The organism is Streptomyces sp. NPDC005402, assembly GCF_040606575.1.
Classification (GTDB): domain Bacteria; phylum Actinomycetota; class Actinomycetes; order Streptomycetales; family Streptomycetaceae; genus Streptomyces.
Window position 1 is genome coordinate 163,875 of the sequence record NZ_JBEXFB010000021.1, and the last position, 17,992, is coordinate 181,866.

At 70.8% G+C, this 17,992-nt stretch carries 14 protein-coding genes and 1 pseudogene; 6 read left to right on the forward strand and 9 right to left on the reverse strand.

Annotated features, from left to right (window positions below; all coding sequences use genetic code 11):
* The first annotated feature begins 6 nt into the window (after positions 1-6).
* Together ABZT02_RS33820 and ABZT02_RS33825 are read left to right on the forward strand one after the other, a co-directional pair.
* A complete protein-coding gene (locus ABZT02_RS33820) occupies positions 7-402 on the forward strand; it encodes a DUF742 domain-containing protein (RefSeq protein ID WP_356024435.1) in 396 nt (131 codons plus the stop codon).
* A 326-nt stretch (positions 403-728) separates the two neighbouring features.
* Positions 729-1,334: an ATP/GTP-binding protein gene (locus tag ABZT02_RS33825; RefSeq protein ID WP_356024438.1), complete on the forward strand. Its 606-nt coding sequence runs from the start codon at positions 729-731 to the stop codon at positions 1,332-1,334.
* 73 nt (positions 1,335-1,407) lie between these two features.
* Here the strand turns inward: ABZT02_RS33825 and glpK are convergent, their stop codons facing one another.
* From glpK to ABZT02_RS33850, 5 genes and pseudogenes are all read right to left on the reverse strand, one after another.
* Entirely contained in the window at positions 1,408-2,919 is a 1,512-nt protein-coding gene (gene glpK / locus ABZT02_RS33830; RefSeq protein ID WP_356024441.1) for a glycerol kinase GlpK, read from the reverse strand.
* Positions 2,920-3,002: 83 nt separating this feature from the next.
* Positions 3,003-3,728, reverse strand: coding sequence for an MIP/aquaporin family protein (locus tag ABZT02_RS33835; protein WP_356024443.1), 726 nt, complete (start codon positions 3,726-3,728; stop codon positions 3,003-3,005).
* 379 nt (positions 3,729-4,107) lie between these two features.
* Positions 4,108-4,841: pseudogene (locus ABZT02_RS33840) on the reverse strand (diguanylate cyclase); the annotation flags it as partial.
* Positions 4,842-4,888: 47 nt separating this feature from the next.
* Entirely contained in the window at positions 4,889-6,079 is a 1,191-nt protein-coding gene (locus ABZT02_RS33845) for a lipid-transfer protein (protein WP_356024445.1), read from the reverse strand.
* A complete protein-coding gene (locus ABZT02_RS33850; RefSeq protein ID WP_356024473.1) occupies positions 6,076-6,501 on the reverse strand; it encodes a zinc ribbon domain-containing protein in 426 nt (141 codons plus the stop codon). The genes ABZT02_RS33845 and ABZT02_RS33850 overlap by 4 nt, the downstream gene beginning before the upstream one ends.
* A 135-nt stretch (positions 6,502-6,636) precedes the next feature.
* Here ABZT02_RS33850 and ABZT02_RS33855 point away from each other — a divergent pair, with 135 nt between their 5' ends.
* Positions 6,637-7,173, forward strand: a complete 537-nt coding sequence (locus tag ABZT02_RS33855) for an NUDIX domain-containing protein (RefSeq protein WP_356024447.1) — start codon at positions 6,637-6,639, stop codon at positions 7,171-7,173.
* Between the two features lie 3 nt (positions 7,174-7,176).
* Here ABZT02_RS33855 and ABZT02_RS33860 read toward each other — a convergent pair whose 3' ends face one another.
* Positions 7,177-9,543 (reverse strand): TIM-barrel domain-containing protein, encoded by a 2,367-nt coding sequence (locus ABZT02_RS33860; RefSeq protein WP_356024450.1) that lies wholly within the window; start codon positions 9,541-9,543, stop codon positions 7,177-7,179.
* 212 nt (positions 9,544-9,755) lie between these two features.
* Here ABZT02_RS33860 and ABZT02_RS33865 point away from each other — a divergent pair, with 212 nt between their 5' ends.
* Entirely contained in the window at positions 9,756-11,723 is a 1,968-nt protein-coding gene (locus ABZT02_RS33865; RefSeq protein ID WP_356024452.1) for an acetoacetate--CoA ligase, read from the forward strand.
* A gap of 9 nt (positions 11,724-11,732) precedes the next feature.
* Here ABZT02_RS33865 and ABZT02_RS33870 read toward each other — a convergent pair whose 3' ends face one another.
* Positions 11,733-13,052 (reverse strand): aminotransferase class I/II-fold pyridoxal phosphate-dependent enzyme, encoded by a 1,320-nt coding sequence (locus ABZT02_RS33870; RefSeq protein WP_356024454.1) that lies wholly within the window; start codon positions 13,050-13,052, stop codon positions 11,733-11,735.
* Positions 13,053-13,171: 119 nt separating this feature from the next.
* On the opposite strand from ABZT02_RS33870, the gene ABZT02_RS33875 reads away from it, so the two are divergent.
* Together ABZT02_RS33875 and ABZT02_RS33880 are read left to right on the forward strand one after the other, a co-directional pair.
* Positions 13,172-14,380 carry an MFS transporter gene (locus tag ABZT02_RS33875; RefSeq protein WP_356024457.1) on the forward strand — a complete coding sequence of 403 codons (1,209 nt, stop codon included), beginning with the start codon at positions 13,172-13,174 and terminating at the stop codon, positions 14,378-14,380.
* Positions 14,381-14,403: 23 nt separating this feature from the next.
* Positions 14,404-15,297, forward strand: a complete 894-nt coding sequence (locus tag ABZT02_RS33880; RefSeq protein ID WP_356024459.1) for a hypothetical protein — start codon at positions 14,404-14,406, stop codon at positions 15,295-15,297.
* Positions 15,298-15,364: 67 nt separating this feature from the next.
* Here the strand turns inward: ABZT02_RS33880 and ptsP are convergent, their stop codons facing one another.
* The gene (ptsP, locus tag ABZT02_RS33885) at positions 15,365-17,035 is read right to left on the reverse strand and encodes a phosphoenolpyruvate--protein phosphotransferase (protein WP_356024461.1); all 1,671 of its coding nucleotides are present in this window, start codon (positions 17,033-17,035) and stop codon (positions 15,365-15,367) included.
* A gap of 82 nt (positions 17,036-17,117) precedes the next feature.
* On the reverse strand, positions 17,118-17,567 hold the full coding sequence (locus ABZT02_RS33890) for a PTS glucose transporter subunit IIA (RefSeq protein WP_356024463.1): 450 nt from the start codon (positions 17,565-17,567) through the stop codon (positions 17,118-17,120).
* Positions 17,568-17,992: the final 425 nt, after the last annotated feature.

Genomic DNA, 17,992 nt, shown 5'->3' on the forward strand with positions numbered 1-17,992 from the left:
GATGGCATGAGCACAGACGGTCAGGGAAGAAGCCACTGGTTCGACGACGAGGCCGGACCGGTGGTCCGTCCGTACGCCATGACACGCGGCCGCACCACGAGTGCCGGCCAGCACCGTCTCGACCTGATCGCGGTCGTCGTGGCCGAACCCCACTCGGACGATCCCGAAGGGGACCACTCGCTGTCCCCGGAGCACGTGGACATCGTCGACCTGTGCCGGGACACCCCGCAGTCGGTCGCCGAGCTGTCCTCCGAACTCGACCTGCCCATCGGGGTCGTACGGGTCCTCATAGGCGACCTCGTCGCCTCGGAGTGGGTCCATGTGAACCGGCCGGTGCCGCCCGCCGACCTGCCGGACGAGAGCATCCTGCGCGACGTGATCAACGGCCTGCGGGCCCTGTGACCCGTCGTCCGTCCGGACGCGGCGCGGCCCAGCCGGCCGCGGCGGACGTCGGAGCACCCCTGTCGATATGATCTGACTGATCGTCGACGACCACCCGCGGACGGCCGGCCACCGGCCCGCGGGCACGGTTCCGAGCAGTGCGATCGGGGAGACGGACGTGACGACAGGCCGGCAGTTCCGGGTTCCGCGAGTTGGTCAAGCGGGGGCTGGACGACGTCGGTGCAGGTGCCGTCCCGATCGCCGGACGGTGATACGGCGCAGACGGCGCCGTACGCCGCCTCGGCCCGCGTCGACCCCACCCCCCCAGCAAGCAGGAGAAGAGACCAATGATCTTCGGGCGTTCTGAGCGCGGCAAGTCGCCGGTCGAGCCCGTCACGCTCAAGATCCTGGTGGCCGGCGGCTTCGGCGTGGGAAAGACCACGCTCGTGGGCGCGGTCAGCGAGATCAGACCGCTGCGCACCGAGGAACTGCTCACCGAGGCAGGACGCCCCGTCGACGACACGAGCGGTGTCGAGGGCAAGCGCACCACCACCGTCGCCATGGACTTCGGGCGCATCACCCTGCGCGAGGACCTGGTGCTGTACCTGTTCGGCACACCCGGACAGGAACGGTTCTGGTTCATGTGGGACGAGCTCTCCGAGGGTGCCCTGGGAGCCGTCGTGCTCGCCGACACGCGTCGCCTGGAGGACTGCTTCGCCGCCGTCGACTACTTCGAGCGGCGTTCCATACCGTTCATCGTCGGTGTCAACTGCTTCGAGGGAGCGATCCGTTACCCGGAGGACGACGTACGGCAGGCCCTGGACCTCGACGACGACGTACCGATCGTGCTGTGCGACGCCCGGGACAAGCAGTCGGTCAAGGACGTGCTCGTAGGCGTCGTCCAGCACGCGATGGCGTACTCGGCACGGCACCGCCAGACCGTGACCACCTGAGCGCGGGGGGCGCGGCCCGTACCCCCGCCGACAGGGGTACGAACCGCGGCTTCACGGCACCACGCGCGCGTGCCTAGTTCTCGCCGTCCTCCTCCCAGCCGAAGCTCTTCTCCACGGCCTTGCGCCAGTTGTGGTACTGGCGGTCCCGGACGGACGCGTCCATGTCCGGCGTCCACTCGACGTCCTTCTGCCAGTGGGACTTCAGCTCGTCCAGGTCGTTCCAGACGCCGGTGGCGAGCCCGGCGGCGTACGCGGCGCCCAGGCACGTGGTCTCGGAGACCATCGGCCGGACCACCGGCACGTCGAGCACGTCCGCCTGGTGCTGCATGAGCAGGTTGTTCTTGGTCATGCCGCCGTCCACCTTGAGGGTGGTGATCTGCACCCCGGAGTCCTGGTACATGGCGTCCACGACCTCGCGCGTCTGCCAGCTCGTCGCCTCCAGTACGGCCCGCGCGAGGTGCGCCTTGGTGACGTACCGCGTCAGGCCCGTGACGACTCCGCGCGCGTCGGAACGCCAATAGGGCGCGAAGAGACCGGAGAAGGCGGGCACGATGTACGCGCCGCCGTTGTCCTCGACGCTCGCCGCGAGGGGCTCGATCTCGTCGGCGGTACGGATGATGCCGAGCTGGTCGCGGAACCACTGGACCAGGGCGCCCGTGATGGCGATCGAGCCCTCCAGGCAGTACACCGGCGCCTCACCGCCGATCTTGTAGCCCATCGTCGTCAGCAGCCCGTTCTTCGACGGGACCGGCCGGTTGCCCGTGTTGAGCAGCAGGAAGGAGCCCGTGCCGTAGGTGTTCTTCGCCGTGCCCACGTCGTAGCAGGCCTGCCCGAACACGGCGGCCTGCTGGTCGCCCAGCGCCGACGCCACCGGCACGCCCGCGAGTTGGCCCACGGCGGTGCCGTAGACCTCGGCGGACGACCTGATCTCGGGCAGGACAGCTTCGGGCACGTTCATGGCGGACAGGATGGACTGGTCCCACTGGAGGGTCTCCAGGTTCATCAGCATGGTCCGCCCGGCGTTGGTCACATCCGTGACGTGCCGCCCGCCGTCCGTGCCGCCGGTGAGGTTCCAGATCAGCCAGGAGTCGATGGTGCCGAACGCGATCTCGCCGTTCTCGGCACGCGCGCGCAGCCCCGGCACGTTGTCGAGCAGCCAGGCCGCCTTCGGCCCCGAGAAGTAGGTGGCCAGCGGCAGCCCGGTCTGCTCGCGGAACCGGTCCTGACCGTCCGAGCCACCGAGCTGGTGGGTCAGGGCCGCGGTGCGCGTGTCCTGCCACACGATCGCGTTGTGCACGGGCTTGCCCGTGGCGCGGTCCCACAGGACCGTCGTCTCGCGCTGGTTGGTGATACCCAGGGCGCTGAGCTGGTCGGCGCGCAGCCCGGCCTTGGCGATCGCCCCGGCGACTACGGCCTGCACCTTGGACCAGATCTCGGTGGCGTCGTGCTCCACCCAGCCGGGCCTGGGGAAGATCTGGCGGTGCTCGCGCTGGTCGACGGCCACGATCGCGCCGTCCTGGTTGAAGATGATGCAGCGGCTGGAGGTGGTGCCCTGGTCGATGGCGGCGACGAACTTGTCCGTCATGACGTCCCCTTCGTCGGTTCCTGCACAAGGCTGCGTTGGATACGGGCTGGGTCTGGCCGGCGCTGTGTTCGGAAGGGCTGCGTTCAGAAGGCCGCGTTGAAGATCACCCCGGACAGCGCACCGCCGATCAGCGGTCCCACCACCGGGATCCACGCGTAACCCCAGTCCGAGGTGCCCTTGTTGGGGATCGGCAGCAGGGTGTGGACGATGCGCGGGCCCAGGTCGCGGGCCGGGTTGATGGCGTATCCGGTGGGCCCGCCGAGCGACAGACCGATGCCGACCACCAGGAAGGCGACGACGAGGACCGCGGTACCGGACTCGCCGAGCCCCTTGGTGAGTCCGAAGGCGAGGATGGGAAGGACCAGGCCGACGGTCGCGATGATCTCCGTGACCAGGTTCGCCACCGGATTGCGGATCGCGGGCGCGGTGGAGAAGATCCCGAGCGTCGGCTGGGCCAGCTCCTCCTCGGCGTTGGCCCGGAACTGCGCGTAGTAGGTCAGCCAGCACAGGACCGCCCCGAGCATGGCGCCGACCATCTGCCCGGCGATGTAGACCGGCACCTGGTCCCAGTCCCCGGTGTCGACGGCGATCCCGAGGGTCACGGCGGGGTTGAGATGCCCACCGGACAGCGGCGCGGCGGTGTACGCCCCGGCCAGCACGCCGAAGCCCCAGCCGAACGCGATGACGACCCAGCCGGCGTCCTTCGCCTTGGAGTGGTTGAGTACGACGGCGGCGACCACGCCGGCGCCGAAGAGGATCAGAATCGCCGTACCGATGACCTCACCGAGGAATACGTCTCCGTTGCTCATGGCGGCTCCTAGGCCCTGGCCCGGGACGTTCCCGCCCCGGTCCTCCGTGCAGGGGAGTTGCGGTTCCCTTGGCGAACTGCCGAGGGCAGGGAGGATCCGCGCCCCGCCCGGCGTCCGCGACGAGCGTGCCGTCGCGGCCGAATCGCCCGTGGGGGATGGGCCTTGGCTCGTGGGGGGCCCGCGCGGCGTGGTGCCTGGAACGCCGAGAATGTACGGCGATGTCGACCGACACCGGAAGTGTTCACCGGGCCTCGGGGAGCGTCAAGGTCGCTGACGACAACGGTTGGAACGGGCGGCCGAACCGCCTCGATCAACAGGCGCGGGGTCGGCCGGGTCCTGTTCGAGCCGAACGGCGCTCCACCGCCTTCCCTTCAGCCCGTCACCCCGCCGAAGCCGCTTGCGCCCCCGTCCCACGCCGGATCCCCTGCCCCGGCAGCCCGGCTCGACCCACGACCCGGTTCGCCCCGCTGAGCGCCTTCGCTGTCTTCTTGAGCGGCGCCCGACATGCGGCCGCCTCCCGATGGCCCGCCACACCGCCCGGCAGGCACACCACGGTCGCCAGGGACAGCGTCACCTGCCGCCCGCCCGCCGCCAGTTCGCGTCCAGTGCGGAGGCGGCCGCCGGAGCCAGGTCCTCCGGGTCCGTCAGCACCAGGAAGTCGCCGCCGGCGAGGTGCCCACGCGCGGTGCCGGTCGCCGAATGCTGCCACCGCGCGGATGAGCTCGTCGCCCGCCACGAAACCCACCGTGTCGTTGACCTGCTGGAAGTGGTCGATGTCCAGCCGGCTCAGCGTCAACGTCCGCCGGCCGCGATACGCCGGTCCACCTCGCCCGTGATCGCGTCCGAGCCGGGCAGCCGCCTCAGCGGGTCGAGCCCGATGGTCTCCTCCACCCGCGTCTCGCTCAGCGCCCGTACGAGATCCGCGAGCCGTACGACTCCTACGCAGCGCGTACCGGTCGACCACGGCGACATCGTCCGACGTACGGTCCCGGCCGCCGACGGCGACCACGTCCAGGAAGACCCACGCGGTGGCGTCGATCCCCACCGTCCGCGGAGGATCCTCGAGTTGGCCGCGGGGCGGTCGGTATACAGGGTGTGGCCGTAGCGTCCCGAGATTCCCGGTCGCTCACCCAGCGCACGGGAAGCCCCCCTCGCTCCGGTCATCGCACGGCGATCACCGCCGACCCGTGCCCGAACAGCCCCTGGTTCGCGGTGATCCCCGCGCGCGCGTGCTCGACCTGCCGGTCACCCGCGACGCCCCGCAGCTGCCAGGTGAGCTCACACACCTGGGCGATCGCCTGAGCCGGCACCGCCTCGCCGAAGGAGGCGAGTCCGCCGCTCATGTTGACGGGTATGCGCCCGCCCGGCGCCGTCGCCCCCTCGCGCAACAGCTTCGCGCCCTCGCCCTCCCCGCACAGCCCGAGGTCTTCGTACCACTGCAACTCCAGGGCGGTGGACAGGTCGTAGACCTCGGCGAGGGAGAGATCCCGCGGCCCGACACCGGCCTCCTCGTAGGCCGTGCGCGCGATCGACGCACGGAACGTCTCCGCGGCGGGCTCGACCGCCACGGCGGAGTCCGTCGCGATGTCCGGCAGATCCAGCACCGTGTTCGGATATGTCGGCGTCACCGTCGACACCGCCCTGATCCGCACGGGCTCGGCCACGCCCCTCCGGCGCGCGAAGTCCATGCTGGACAGCACCAGCGCCGCCCCGCCGTCCGAGGTGGCACAGATGTCGAGCAGCCGCAGCGGATCGGCCACCACGGCGGAGGCCGCCACCTCTTCCGCGCTGACCCGCTTCCGGTAGCGCGCGTAGGGATTCAGCGCGCCCAGGGCCGAGTTCTTCACCTTGACCTGAGCGAAGTCCTCCACGGTGTCCCCGTGAACTGCCATGCGGCGACGCGCGTACAGCCCGAAGTAGGTCGGATTGGTCGCCCCGAGGACCCGGAACCGCAGCCAGTCCGGATCGTCGGCCCGGTCGCCGCCCGCGGGTCGGAAAAACCCTTTCGGAGCCGCGTCGGCACCCACCACGAGCACCACGTCGGCCAGCCCCGCCAGAATCTGCGCCCGCGCTGCGGCCACCGCCTGCGCCCCGGACGCGCACGCCGCGTACACGCTGGCGACACGGGCCCCCTGCCAGCCCAGCGCCTTGGCGAAGGTCGCCCCCGCCACATAGCCCGGATAGCCACCCCGCACGGTGTCGGCGCCGACGATCGAGCCGACCTCCCGCCACTCCAGACCCGCGTCGGCCAGCGCCGCGCGGGCGGCCACCACGCCGTACTCGACGAAACCGCGCCCCCACTTGCCCCATGGGTGCATACCCGCGCCGAGCACCGCCACCTCTCCCGTCATGCCGTCACCCCCGTCGGCCGCCACTGCCACGTCGTCCAGGCCGTCTCCCCGTCCTCATGGAGCACACCGGGGACGACCTCCACCTCCGCGCCCACCGTCAGATCGGCGACGGTGACCCCGGGAACCGCCTGCCCCAGCACCACGATCCGCTCGGCGGCCAGCTCCACAGCGATCAACGTGTACGGCTCCCACGGAAGTTCCGGATCGGTCACATAGGGTGACGGAGGCCGGTATCTGCTGTCCGTGTACGACCAGACGCGACCGCGCCGCGAAAGGGGAATCTCCGCCAGATCGCCACCGGCGCATCCGGGGTTGCGGCAATGGCCGTCCTCACGCGGGAAGAAGACCGAGGCGCAGGCGGAGCAGCGGGTCCCGAGAAGCGTGAAGTCGTCTCCGTCACCGGCGAACCACCCGGCGACCACAGGTGTGCGCGTGCGCGGCAAAGTCCCTCCCCAGGAAGCGATCTGACGGTACGTCAGAAGTGTCGCACGGGCAGCCGCAAAGAGGCAGAGGGCCCAACGGAACCGGCGCACTGATGATCGGATACAGTCCGCGGCGTGTCCGAAACTCAGCACTCCACCCCCAACTCCGCGCCCGGCTCCCACTGTTCGAGCTGCGGAGCGTCCTACGGAGAGGGTGTCGCGGGCTGGCCCCGCACCTGTCCCGTCTGCAACACGGTGGCCTACCGCAACCCCCTGCCGGTCGCCGTCGCACTCCAGCCCGTGTACGACACACAGGGCACCGCCCTGGTCGTCATCACCCGAACCATCGCTCCCGCGCGCGGAGGTATCGCGCTGCCCGGCGGTTACATCGACGACCGCGAGGACTGGCGGCACGCCCTGGTCCGTGAACTCAAGGAAGAGACCGGCATCGACGCGGCGAGCCGCGACGTACGGCTCGTCGACGCGCTGAGCTCGCACGACGGCCACCTGCTGCTGTTCGGGGTGTTGCCGGAGCGTCCCGCCGACGGTCTCCCGCAGTCCGCCGCCACGGACGAGACGGAGGGCTGGCACCTCCTGCGCAGGCCGGAGGAGCTCGCCTTCCCGCTGCACACGCTGGCCGTACGGGCCTGGTTCGAGGGTCGCTACGTCTGAGCCTCAGTGGGCTCCCAGCCCCCGTAGCCGCACCGGGTGGGACGGCTCGCTCAAGCCGTCCTCGCCCTCGCGCTGAACGACCACCTTCCGGCCCTCCCAGCGGGCGACGTAACGTTCGATCTCCGGTTCGTCCCAACCGTCGCCCGCATCCTCGACGACCAGCCCACCCCCGCTCCGTCCCCGGGCGGGCGCCCACACCTCCAGTTCGAGACCGCCGTCGTCCCCCCGCACGGGGATGACGGCGCCCGCGCGCGCGAGCACCGGGATCCGCGACAGCGGAGCGTCCACAAGAACCTGTCCCGGCCCCTCGTACACCTGCTCCGTGGTCGTGTCGTACCAGCGCCCTCGCGGCAGCTGCACCGCACGCCGGTCGCTGCCCGGATCCAGCACCGGTGCCACGAGCAGGCAGTCACCGAGCAGGAAGGCGTCCTCGCAGTCCCGCAGCGCGCGGTCCTCGGGCGCGGACCACCACAAGGGCCGTACATAGGGCGCTCCGGTCCGCCGGGCCAGCTGCGCGAGCGTCAGGAAGTACGGCAGCAGCCGCCGGCGTTCCACGAGCGCCACGCGCGCGTGCTCCAGCGTTTCGGCTCCGAACTCCCACGGCTCCCTGCGGCCCGCCCGCAGACTCGCGTGGGTACGGAACAACGGCAGATACGCGCCGAGCTGGAACCAGCGCAGGTACAGCTCGGGCGACGGGTGGCCGTCGTAGCCGCCCACGTCGGGCCCCGAGTACGGCACCCCGCACAGCCCGAGCCCCATCACGAGGGACAGCGAAGCCCGCAGGCCCGGCCAGCCGGTGGCCACGTCACCGGACCAGGTGCCCCCGTATCGCTGTATGCCGGCCCATCCGGAGCGCGAGAACAGGAAGGGCCGCTCGTCCGGCACCAGTTCGCGCAGACCCTCGTACCCGGCCCGGGCCATGCACAGTGCGTAGACGTTGTGCGCCTCGCGGTGGTCACCGCCGCGGCCCTCCAGGGAGTGCCTGGCCGACCGCGGCAGCGTCGACTCCCCGAACGCGTTGAAGGACGTGGGTTCGTTCATGCCGTGCCAGAACCCCGCGAACCCCGCCGTGAGCCGCTCCTGGTAGAGACGACCCCACCACGCACGCACGGGTGCGTGCGTGAAGTCCGGATAGACCGCCTCCCCGGGCCACCCGACCCCCTCCACTAGCGCCCCTGAGGCGTCCCGCACGAAGGCGTCCACGGCCGTCCCGCTGTCATGGACGGCGTTGCCGGGCGCCGCCTTGACCGCCGGGTCGACGATCGACACCAGCCGGATCCCGTCCCGCAGCAGTTCCCCGGCCAGTTGGGGCAGCTTGGGAAAACGCTCCTGGTCGACCGTGAACACCTGGTGCTCGTCGTAGTGGTCGATGTCCAGATGGACGGCGTCGAGCGGCAGACCTCGCTCCTGATACCCGCCGACGATCCGCCGCACCTCCTGCTCACTGCCGAAGCCCCAGCGGGCGTGATGATGGCCGAGCGCCCAGGACGGCGGCAGCGCGGGCGCACCGGTCAGCGAGGCCCAGGCGAGCAGCACGCGCGCGGGAGTACCCACCATCACCCAGCAGCGCAGCGGACCGCCGGCCATCCGCAGCTCGGACATCCCCGCCCGGTCGTGCCCGGAGCCGGCGCCCTCCTCGCCCTCCCGCAGGGTCACGGTGCCGTCCCACGAGGTGTCGTGGAACACGAGATGGGTGGCGGCGTCGGCCACCACCAGCTGCACCGGCATCGTGACGTACAGCGGATCGTCTCCCGGCCCGAACGCCCGGCCGGGGTCGGTGTTCCAGAGCCGATACGTCCCGTCCCGCAGCCGCGGCCCCGAAGCCCGTCCTCCCAGACCGAAGAACCGGGCGTCGGCGGCCACCTCCGAGCGCATCATCCAGCGCGCCTCGCCCCCGCCCACCGGCTCCCACCACCGGGGCGGCAGATCCCGGCGCAGGGTCACCCCGCCGGGCGTACGCACCTCGACCGCTCCGTGCCGCGACACCACGACCGTCGCCCGCTCGGCCACGACCCGCCAGCCGCCGTCCTTGTCCGGCTCCAGGACCGCCCGGGGATCCGGCTCCGGGCAGCGGCCGGCGAGCGCGTACGACGGCTCCGGTCCGGCCCCGTCCCACCCCCAGAAGACCGTCCCGTTCACCGTGACGACGATCCGCAGCTCGGAGCGGCTGAACCGGACGACGCCCCCGCCGGGACCGGGCTCCACGTCCTGTACCGGCCCCGGCACCCGCGCCCGCTCGGCCCCCCGCGCCGGCAGCCCCACGGCGTCGGTACGCCGCCTGCGCCACGCGGCACGCACGGTACGCAACCCCTGGGGCGCCCCCGCCGAACCGACCGCCCTCACCGAACGCACCAGGTCACGACCGTTCATGCTGCTCACCCTGCCACTCACTGCCCCACCCGCGCGTGCCGTTCAACTGCCGTTCACCCGTGCCGGGGCCACATCTTCACGACACGGACTATGTGGGCCGCACCCTGGCGTAGAAGTTGATCACATGGCATCGTCCCTGTCAGCCGCGTCACGCGCACACCCCTGGCCCGTGCGCGGGAGACGCACACGACGCGCACAGTCCGGGAGCCCCCATGTCGACCGTGAACCCCCAGCCGCTCTGGCAGCCAGATCCGCAGCGCATCGCCCGGTCCCAGGTCACCAGGTTCCAGGCGTGGGCGGCCGAACACCACGGCGCCCCGGCCGACGGCGGCTACCCGGCACTGCACCGCTGGTCCGTGGACCAGCTGGAGCCGTTCTGGGCAGCCGTCACCCAATGGTTCGACGTACGGTTCTCGACGCCCTACGCGCGCGTGCTGGGCGACCGCTCGATGCCCGGCGCCCAGTGGTTCCCCGGCGCCACCCTCAACTACGCCGAGCACGCCCTGCGCGCGGCCGAGACCCGCGCGGACGAACCCGCCCTCCTGTACGTCGACGAGACCCATGATCCGATCCCGGTGACCTGGTCCGAGCTGCGCCGCCAGGTCGGCTCCCTGGCCGCCGAGCTGCGCGCCCTCGGCGTCCGGCCCGGCGACCGCGTCAGCGGCTACCTCCCGAACGTCCCGCAGGCCGTCGTCGCCCTCCTCGCCACGGCCGCCGTGGGCGCCGTCTGGACGTCCTGTGCCCCCGACTTCGGCGCCCGCAGTGTCCTGGACCGCTTCCAACAGGTCGAGCCGGTCGTCCTGTTCACCGTCGACGGCTACCGCTACGGCGGCAAGGAGCACGACCGCCGCGAGACGGTCACCGAACTCCGCCGCGAACTGCCCTCCCTGCGCGCCGTCGTCCACATCCCGCTCCTCGGTACCGAGGCCCCTGAAGGCGCCCTGAAGTGGGACGCCCTCACGCGCGCGGACACGGAACCGGTCTTCGAACAGGTGCCCTTCGCGCACCCCTTGTGGGTGCTCTACTCCTCGGGCACGACGGGCCTGCCCAAGGCGATCGTCCAGTCCCAGGGCGGCATCCTCGTCGAGCACCTCAAGCAGCTCGGCCTGCACTGCGACCTCGGCCCCGAGGACCGTTTCTTCTGGTACACCTCCACGGGCTGGATGATGTGGAACTTCCTCGTCTCCGGCCTCCTCACGGGCACGACCGTCGTCCTGTACGACGGCAGCCCCGGCTACCCCGACACGGGCGCCCAGTGGCGCGTCGCCGAACGCACCGGCGCCACCCTCTACGGCACCTCGGCCGCGTACGTCATGGCCTGCCGCAAGGCCGACGTCCACCCAGGACGCGACTTCGACCTCTCCAAGGTGCAGTGCGTGGCCACCACCGGCTCCCCGCTCCCGCCCGACGGCTTCCGCTGGCTGCACGACGAGGTGCGCGAGGACCTCTGGATCGCCTCGGTCAGCGGCGGTACGGACGTGTGCTCATGCTTCGCGGGCGCCGTACCGACCCTGCCCGTCCACATCGGCGAGCTCCAGGCGCCCAGCCTGGGCACCGACCTGCAGTCCTGGGACCCGAGCGGCAAGCCCCTCATCGACGAGGTCGGCGAGCTCGTCGTCACCAACCCCATGCCGTCGATGCCGATCCACTTCTGGAACGACCCCGACGGAAGCCGCTATCACGGCAGCTACTTCGACACCTATCCCGGAGTGTGGCGGCACGGAGACTGGATCACCCTCACCTCGCGCGGCTCGGTCGTCATCCACGGCCGCTCCGACTCGACGCTCAACCGCCAGGGCGTCCGCATGGGTTCGGCCGACATCTACGAGGCCGTGGAGCGACTTCCCGAGATCAAGGAATCCCTGGTCATCGGCATCGAACAGCCCGACGGGGGTTACTGGATGCCGCTGTTCGTGCACCTGGCTCCGGGCGCCGCCCTCGACCAGGCACTCCTGGACCGCATCAAGCGGACCATCCGTGAAAACCTCTCACCCCGCCACATCCCGGACGAGGTCATCGAGGTCCCCGGCATCCCGCACACGCTCACCGGAAAGCGCATCGAGGTCCCCGTCAAGCGCCTCCTCCAGGGCACCCCGCTGGAGAAGGCGGTCAACCCGGGCTCCATCGACAACCTCGACCTGCTCCACTTCTACGAGGACCTGGCTCGCAAACGCGCCTGACGGAGCCGGTCAACCACCGTAGGTGGCCTCGGACTCACCCAGCACGCCGGCGAAGTCCGAGGCCAGCCGCACCGCATCGGCCGGCTCCAGCTCCGCGGCCGTGATCCGCACGCCCGGACCGGCCGACAACCGGAACCGGGCCCCTGCCGCGACCCACCAGCCGTACGACCGCAGCCCATTCACCACGGCCGACTCGTCCCGGACGGGCACCCACACGTTCATCCCGCTCGCCCCGTGCGCCACGATGCCCCGGTCCCCGAGCTCCCGTACAAGAGCGTCCCGGCGCAACGCGTAGGTCTCCTCTGCACGAGCGACCAACGCGCGCGTGCTCTCGTCGCAGAGCAGTCCGTACACCGTCTCCTGGAGCAGATGGCTGACCCAGCCGGACGTCAGCAACAGCCGCCCGTCGTGCCGACCCAGCGTGATCGGATCGCAGGCCGCGGCCGCCCAGCGCAGATCCGTCCCCAGGAACTTGCTCACCGTCCGCACATGCACCCAGCGCGACAGCCCGCCCCCGGTCAGCGTCCGCAGTGGAGCGTCGGCGACGGCGGAAGCGTGATCGTTCTCCACGACCAGCACCTCGGGGTGCTCCCTGAGCACGTCCAACAGCGCGTCCCGGCGCCCGGTGGAGAAGCGACCGCCGTACGGATTCTGCGCCCGAGGACTGCACACGAGCGCCCGGGCCCCCGCCCGCAGCGCGTCGCGCACGGCCTCGGGCGACACTCCCTCGTCGTCCACGGCGACGGGCACCATGCGCAGCCCCAACGCCGTGACCAGATCCAGGAGATGGTGGTACCCGGGATCCTCCATCGCCACGGCGTCACCGGGTCGCAGCTCCACGGAGAGCAGCCGCCCGACCAGATCCAGCGCTCCGTGCGCGAAGGTCACGTGCTCCAACGGTACGTCGTCGGGCCCCAGCCACGCGCGTACGGCGTCCTCGAGCCGTGCCAGCCGGGGCGTCGAACGGTGCGAACGACCGCCGGGGGACAGCCGGGAGGGTGGCACCAGGCCGGGGAGCAGACGCGGATCCGGGTGACCGCCCGCCAAGTCCCTGAGGCCGTCGGGCACTTTGGGCGGCCGACGCGACGCCACCGCCGGAGCCGGTGCCACAACGGTCCCGCCGCGTCCCCGGGTGACCACGATCCCGCGCTGCCGCAGTTCCTTGTACGCCGTGGCGGCCGTTCCCGGGCTCACTCCCAGGTCGTCCGCGAGGCGCCGCACCGGAGGCAACGCGGCCCCCGGCACCAAGAAACCCTCGGCCACGGCGCGTTCGACGGACGCCGCAATTCCCTTGGCCGTCGTGCCACTGATCCCATATTGTGTTGCCACGTTGCACAGTATGTATCAGTACATAAACCGAAGCAAGACGGCAAGGGGGAGCAGTGCATCCGATGCGGCGCGCGGCGGCATGGTCGAAAGGCGTTCCCGGAGGCCGCGACGGGCGCAGAATGCTCGCCATCGCGCTCGTCGACCGCGTCGGCAGCGGACTGTGGGCGTCCGTCTCCGTTCTCTACTTCACCTACGTCTCCCACCTCTCCGTCGCCCAGGTCGGCACCCTCGCTGCTGCCGCAGGCGCCATCGGCATCGCCGGCGCACCGCTGGGCGGCAAGCTCGCCGACCGGTTCCCGATCACCCGAGTCCTGCTGACCGTCCAGCTCATGCGCGCCCTCGCATCCTGCGCACTGCTCACGACGCACAACTACGCCCTGCTCATCGCCTTCTCGGCGGTGGGCGGCCTCGGCGACCGCGCCGCGAGCATCCTCACCAAGCTCTACGCCACCCGGGTCGCCGGCCCGGACCGCGTCCGCTACCAGGCCTTCCACCGCACAGTCGCCAACGCGGGCTGGGCGCTGGGCGGCCTCTCGGCCGCGGCGGCCCTGGCACTCGGAACCACCGCCGCCTACCAGTGGCTCCTCGCCGGCGACGCCCTGTCGTTCGTTGCCTCAGCACTTCTCACTCTGCGCTGCGCCGAGCCCCCGTCCCCCTCCCGCACCGTCACCACCTCGAACCACCCGGCCCCCACGACCAAGCCGGCGAACCCCTGGCGCGACCGCACCTATCTCGCCTACGTCGCCACCGAGAGCGTCCTCTTCCTCGACGACGCCGTGTTCAAGGTCGGGCTGCCCCTGTGGATCGCACACGAGAGCAACGCACCGAACGGACTGGCGCCACTCCTCATGGTCCTCAACAACGTCATGGTCGTGGGACTCCAGGTACCACTCGCCCGATTCGGTACCACCACCACCGCTGCCCGACAGCTGCTCATCCCGCTCTCCGTGACCTTCGCCCTGGGCGGCGTCGCGATGGCACTCGCGGCCACGGGCGGAGCCGTCACCGCCACAGCGCTCCTCACCGCAGCGGCAATCGCCTTCACCATGGCCGAGATGCTCCACGCCACCGTCTCCTGGGAACTCTCCGTCGCCCTCGCCCCCGACACCGCGCAGGGCGCCTACCTCGGCGTCCACGGCCTGGCCCAATCCGTACAGCGCACGGTCGGACCACTCGCGGTCACCGCGGCCATCGCCACTGGCCCGGCAGGATGGGCGGCCTTCGGCACAGCCATCGCTCTGACCTGCACAATTCAGCACCGACTGGTCCGAGGACGCCTCACCCAGCCCTCGTTGTCAGTGCCGCCGGTTACTGTGAGTGAGCATTGATCGACTGCGCACAGGGGGAAAGAATGGCGCACACCGACCACCAGACGATGCGACGCGTCCTGCGCCGCGAAATCGCCGGCACCATCGGACTGCTCACCGACGAACACGACTTCCGCGCCATGCGGCGCTACCGCAGCTTCACCTTCGACGACCACGCGACCTACCTGCACCAGGTCGAGGACCTGCTGAGGACCCGGGCCGCACAGGGCAGCCACACCACCGTCGCCCTCTTCGACCCTCAGGAGTACGCCGACTTCTGCGAGGAGACGGGCCTCAACCCGGACATCCCGTCGAGCCGCACACGCTTCACGGCCGAACTCGCCCACACCGGGCCGACGCTCCAGTACGAGGGGCAGCCCCTCACCGAGCTCGTGCCCGCCCTCGTGGACGAGGCTGTCCGCCAGGCCACCTGGGAGTACGCAACCACACTCCTGGCCCGCCTCGGCGCCTGCGGTTCCTGTGGGGAGGACATCGGCCGGGCGGCCTTCGCCCGCGCCTCGGACCTCCTCGTCCGGATCCTCGACTCAGCACTGCCGGGCGAACACCACCTCGTCTGCAGCGTCACCGGCACCCCGGAAACCCTGGTCGCCGTCCTCCACTCCGACGAGAACACCGACGGAGCCGTACAACTCGACGAGGCCGAGGCCCTCGAATTCACCACGGTCCTCGCACTCGGCATCGCCACCCAGTGCCCCGGCGGGCTCGTCATGCGCACCAGCGCCCCCGGCACCACCGACCGCATCTACGGCTGGCGCCTGCGCGGCGACGGCCTCGAACCCCTCACCGCCGGAGAAGTCTTCGACGCCTACTGCACCGACGTCGACTCAGGCGATCTGATCTCTCCGGAATCGGACGTCGACTACTGCGTGCCCCCCGACCTCGGACCTGAAGGACGGACGCCAGGCCACAGTCACTGAACACGAGGAGGGCGCCCCACCCACAGGTGGAGCGCCCTCCGGAGACCGTCAGCCGGCCGATCCGCCCCTACTCGCCCGACAGCACAGCCTGAGCCGCGACGCGCGCCTCCTCGGCACTGTCGGCAGCCCGCGCGGCTGCGGCGGCTCGCTCGCACTGCGCCAGCGTGTACTTCGCCAGGGTCGCCCGGACGTACGGAAGGGACGCCGCACCCATGGACAGCGAGGTGACACCAAGACCGGTCAGCACGCAGGCGAGCAGTGGGTCGGACGCGGCCTCACCACAGACACCACAGCTCTTGCCCTCGGCCTTGGCCGCCTCGGCGGACAGCGCGACGAGGTCGAGCAGCGCCGGCTGCCACGGATCCTGCAGCCGCGACACCGCGCCCACCTGACGGTCGGCGGCGAAGGTGTACTGCGCGAGGTCGTTGGTCCCCAGCGACAGGAACCCGACCTCCTGCAGAATCGACCGCGCCCGCAGCGCGGCCGAGGGAATCTCCACCATCGCGCCGAACTTCGCCCGCAGCCCGGCCGCACGGCACGCGTCGGCGAACGCCTTGGCGTCGGCACGGTCCGCCACCATCGGGGCCATGACCTCGAGGTAGACCGGCAGACCCTCGGCGGCCTTCGCAAGCGCCGTCAGCTGCGTACGCAGCACCTCAGGGTGGTCGAGCAGCGTCCGGAGACCGCGCACGCCCAACGCCGGGTTCGGCTCGTCGGACGGTGTCAGGAAGTCCAGCGGCTTGTCCGCACCCGCGTCCAGCACACGGACGACCACACGCCCCTCGGGGAACGCCTCCAGGACCTGGCGATACGCCTCGACCTGCTTCTCCTCGGACGGAGCGTTCTTGCTGTCGTCGAGGAACAGGAACTCGGTACGGAAAAGGCCGACACCCTCGGCGCCCGCCTCGACCGCGGCGGGCACGTCCGCCGGGCCGCCGACGTTGGCCAGCAGCGGCACCTTGTGACCGTCGGCGGTGGCGCCCGGACCCGTCGACGCGGCGAGCGCGGCCTTCCGCTCGGCGGCAGCGGCCTCCAGCTCGGCCTTCTTCTCCTCGCTCGGGTTCACGAAGATGTCACCGGTGCTGCCGTCGACAGCGATGACCGTCCCCTCGGCGAGCTCACCGGCGCCCGGCAGCGCCACGACGGCCGGCACTCCGAGCGCCCGCGCCAGAATCGCGCTGTGGCTGGTCGGCCCGCCCTCTTCGGTCACGAACCCCAGCACCAGCGTCGGGTCCAGCAGAGCGGTGTCGGCAGGCGCGAGATCACGCGCCACCAGAACATAAGGCTCGTCGCTGTCCGGCACACCCGGCATGGGCACCCCGAGCAGACGGGCGACGATACGATTCCGCACGTCGTCGAGGTCCGCGACCCGACCGGCCAGGTACTCACCGGCGGCCGCCAGCAGCTCGCGGTACGCGGCGAAGGCGTCGTACACAGCGCGCTCGGCGGTGCTGCCTACGGCGATACGCCGGTCCACATCCGCCATCAGCTCGGGGTCCTGGGCCATCATGGCCTGCGCCTCGAGCACCGCCTGGGCTTCGCCCCCCGCCAGATTGCCGCGCGCCGTCAGGTCGGCCGCCACAGCCTCCACGGCCTTGCGGGCGCGCCCCTGTTCACGCTCCGCGTCCTCCGCCGGAATCTGCTTGGCAGGCGGTTCCAGCACCGCCGTTCCCATGTGCCGAACCTCGCCGATCGCCACACCGTGGCTCACGCCGACGCCTCGCAGCGTTGTCTCCATCTCACCCGTCTCCGATAGTGCGGCGGGTCCCGCCGCCGCGGTGGTTGTCGTCCCTACGTGCCGTCGTACGACGGCACCGACGTCACTTCCAGAGGAACAGACTGTCGCCGGCCTTCACATCGCCGTCGTCTCGGAGCTCGGAGAGCGCCTCGGCCGTAGCCTCCAGAGCCACGACGGGGCAGACCGCGGACTTGCCGGAGGCCTCGACGGCGGCCGGGTTCCAGCGCACGATCGCCTGACCCCGGGTGACGGTGTCGCCCTTGTTCACCAGCAGCTCGAAGCCCTCACCGTTCAGCTGCACGGTGTCGATACCGAGGTGGACGAGCACGCCGTGTCCCTGCTCGTCCACGACGACGAACGCGTGCGGGTGGAGAGAGACGATCACACCCTCCACGGGCGCCACGGCCTCGGACGGTTCGCGGACGGGATCGATCGCCGTACCCGGGCCGACCATGGCCCCGGAGAAAACCGGATCCGGCACGGCGGCCAGTCCGATGGCGCGTCCGGCAAGAGGGGACGTCACGGTGGTCATGGGAAGCCTCCCAGGGGTGGAGCTGCGTATACGGGCCGTCACTGCCTGTCTCGGACGGCTCTGCTCAGCAGCGTATGTCAGATGAAGTGCGGGTTCTGCATGGAAGATACCGGCTGGTGGTCTAGACCACCAGCCCAATCGATTTGCACCGTCTCCGAGGCCCCGTGTACAGTCGTACTCCTGCTTGAGGCCGAGCGGCGCGACCAAGTGCCCTGGCCTGGCAGCATCCAACTCGTCAGTGCCCATCTCGGATCGCCTTCTGCATGCCTGCAGGACGGTGGTCAGGGGGCCGGAAAAACACTGATAGAGTTTGGAACAACGAAGGGAAGCGCCCGGAGGAAAGCCCGAGAGGGTGAGTACAAAGGAAGCGTCCGTTCCTTGAGAACTCAACAGCGTGCCAAAAATCAACGCCAGATATGTTGATA

Bases quoted from the DNA above. Each gene is read 5' to 3' on its own strand.
- ABZT02_RS33825 (WP_356024438.1), top strand. From the start codon at position 729: ATGATCTTCGGGCGTTCTGAGCGCGGCAAGTCGCCGGTCGAGCCCGTC.
- ABZT02_RS33880 (WP_356024459.1), top strand. From the start codon at position 14,404: ATGGCGCACACCGACCACCAGACGATGCGACGCGTCCTGCGCCGCGAA.
- ABZT02_RS33845 (WP_356024445.1), bottom strand. From the start codon at position 6,079: ATGACGGGAGAGGTGGCGGTGCTCGGCGCGGGTATGCACCCATGGGGC.
- glpK (WP_356024441.1), bottom strand. From the start codon at position 2,919: ATGACGGACAAGTTCGTCGCCGCCATCGACCAGGGCACCACCTCCAGC.
- ptsP (WP_356024461.1), bottom strand. From the start codon at position 17,035: ATGGAGACAACGCTGCGAGGCGTCGGCGTGAGCCACGGTGTGGCGATC.
- ABZT02_RS33820 (WP_356024435.1), top strand. From the start codon at position 7: ATGAGCACAGACGGTCAGGGAAGAAGCCACTGGTTCGACGACGAGGCC.
- ABZT02_RS33875 (WP_356024457.1), top strand. From the start codon at position 13,172: ATGCTCGCCATCGCGCTCGTCGACCGCGTCGGCAGCGGACTGTGGGCG.
- ABZT02_RS33835 (WP_356024443.1), bottom strand. From the start codon at position 3,728: ATGAGCAACGGAGACGTATTCCTCGGTGAGGTCATCGGTACGGCGATT.
- ABZT02_RS33865 (WP_356024452.1), top strand. From the start codon at position 9,756: ATGTCGACCGTGAACCCCCAGCCGCTCTGGCAGCCAGATCCGCAGCGC.
- ABZT02_RS33890 (WP_356024463.1), bottom strand. From the start codon at position 17,567: ATGACCACCGTGACGTCCCCTCTTGCCGGACGCGCCATCGGACTGGCC.
- ABZT02_RS33860 (WP_356024450.1), bottom strand. From the start codon at position 9,543: ATGAACGGTCGTGACCTGGTGCGTTCGGTGAGGGCGGTCGGTTCGGCG.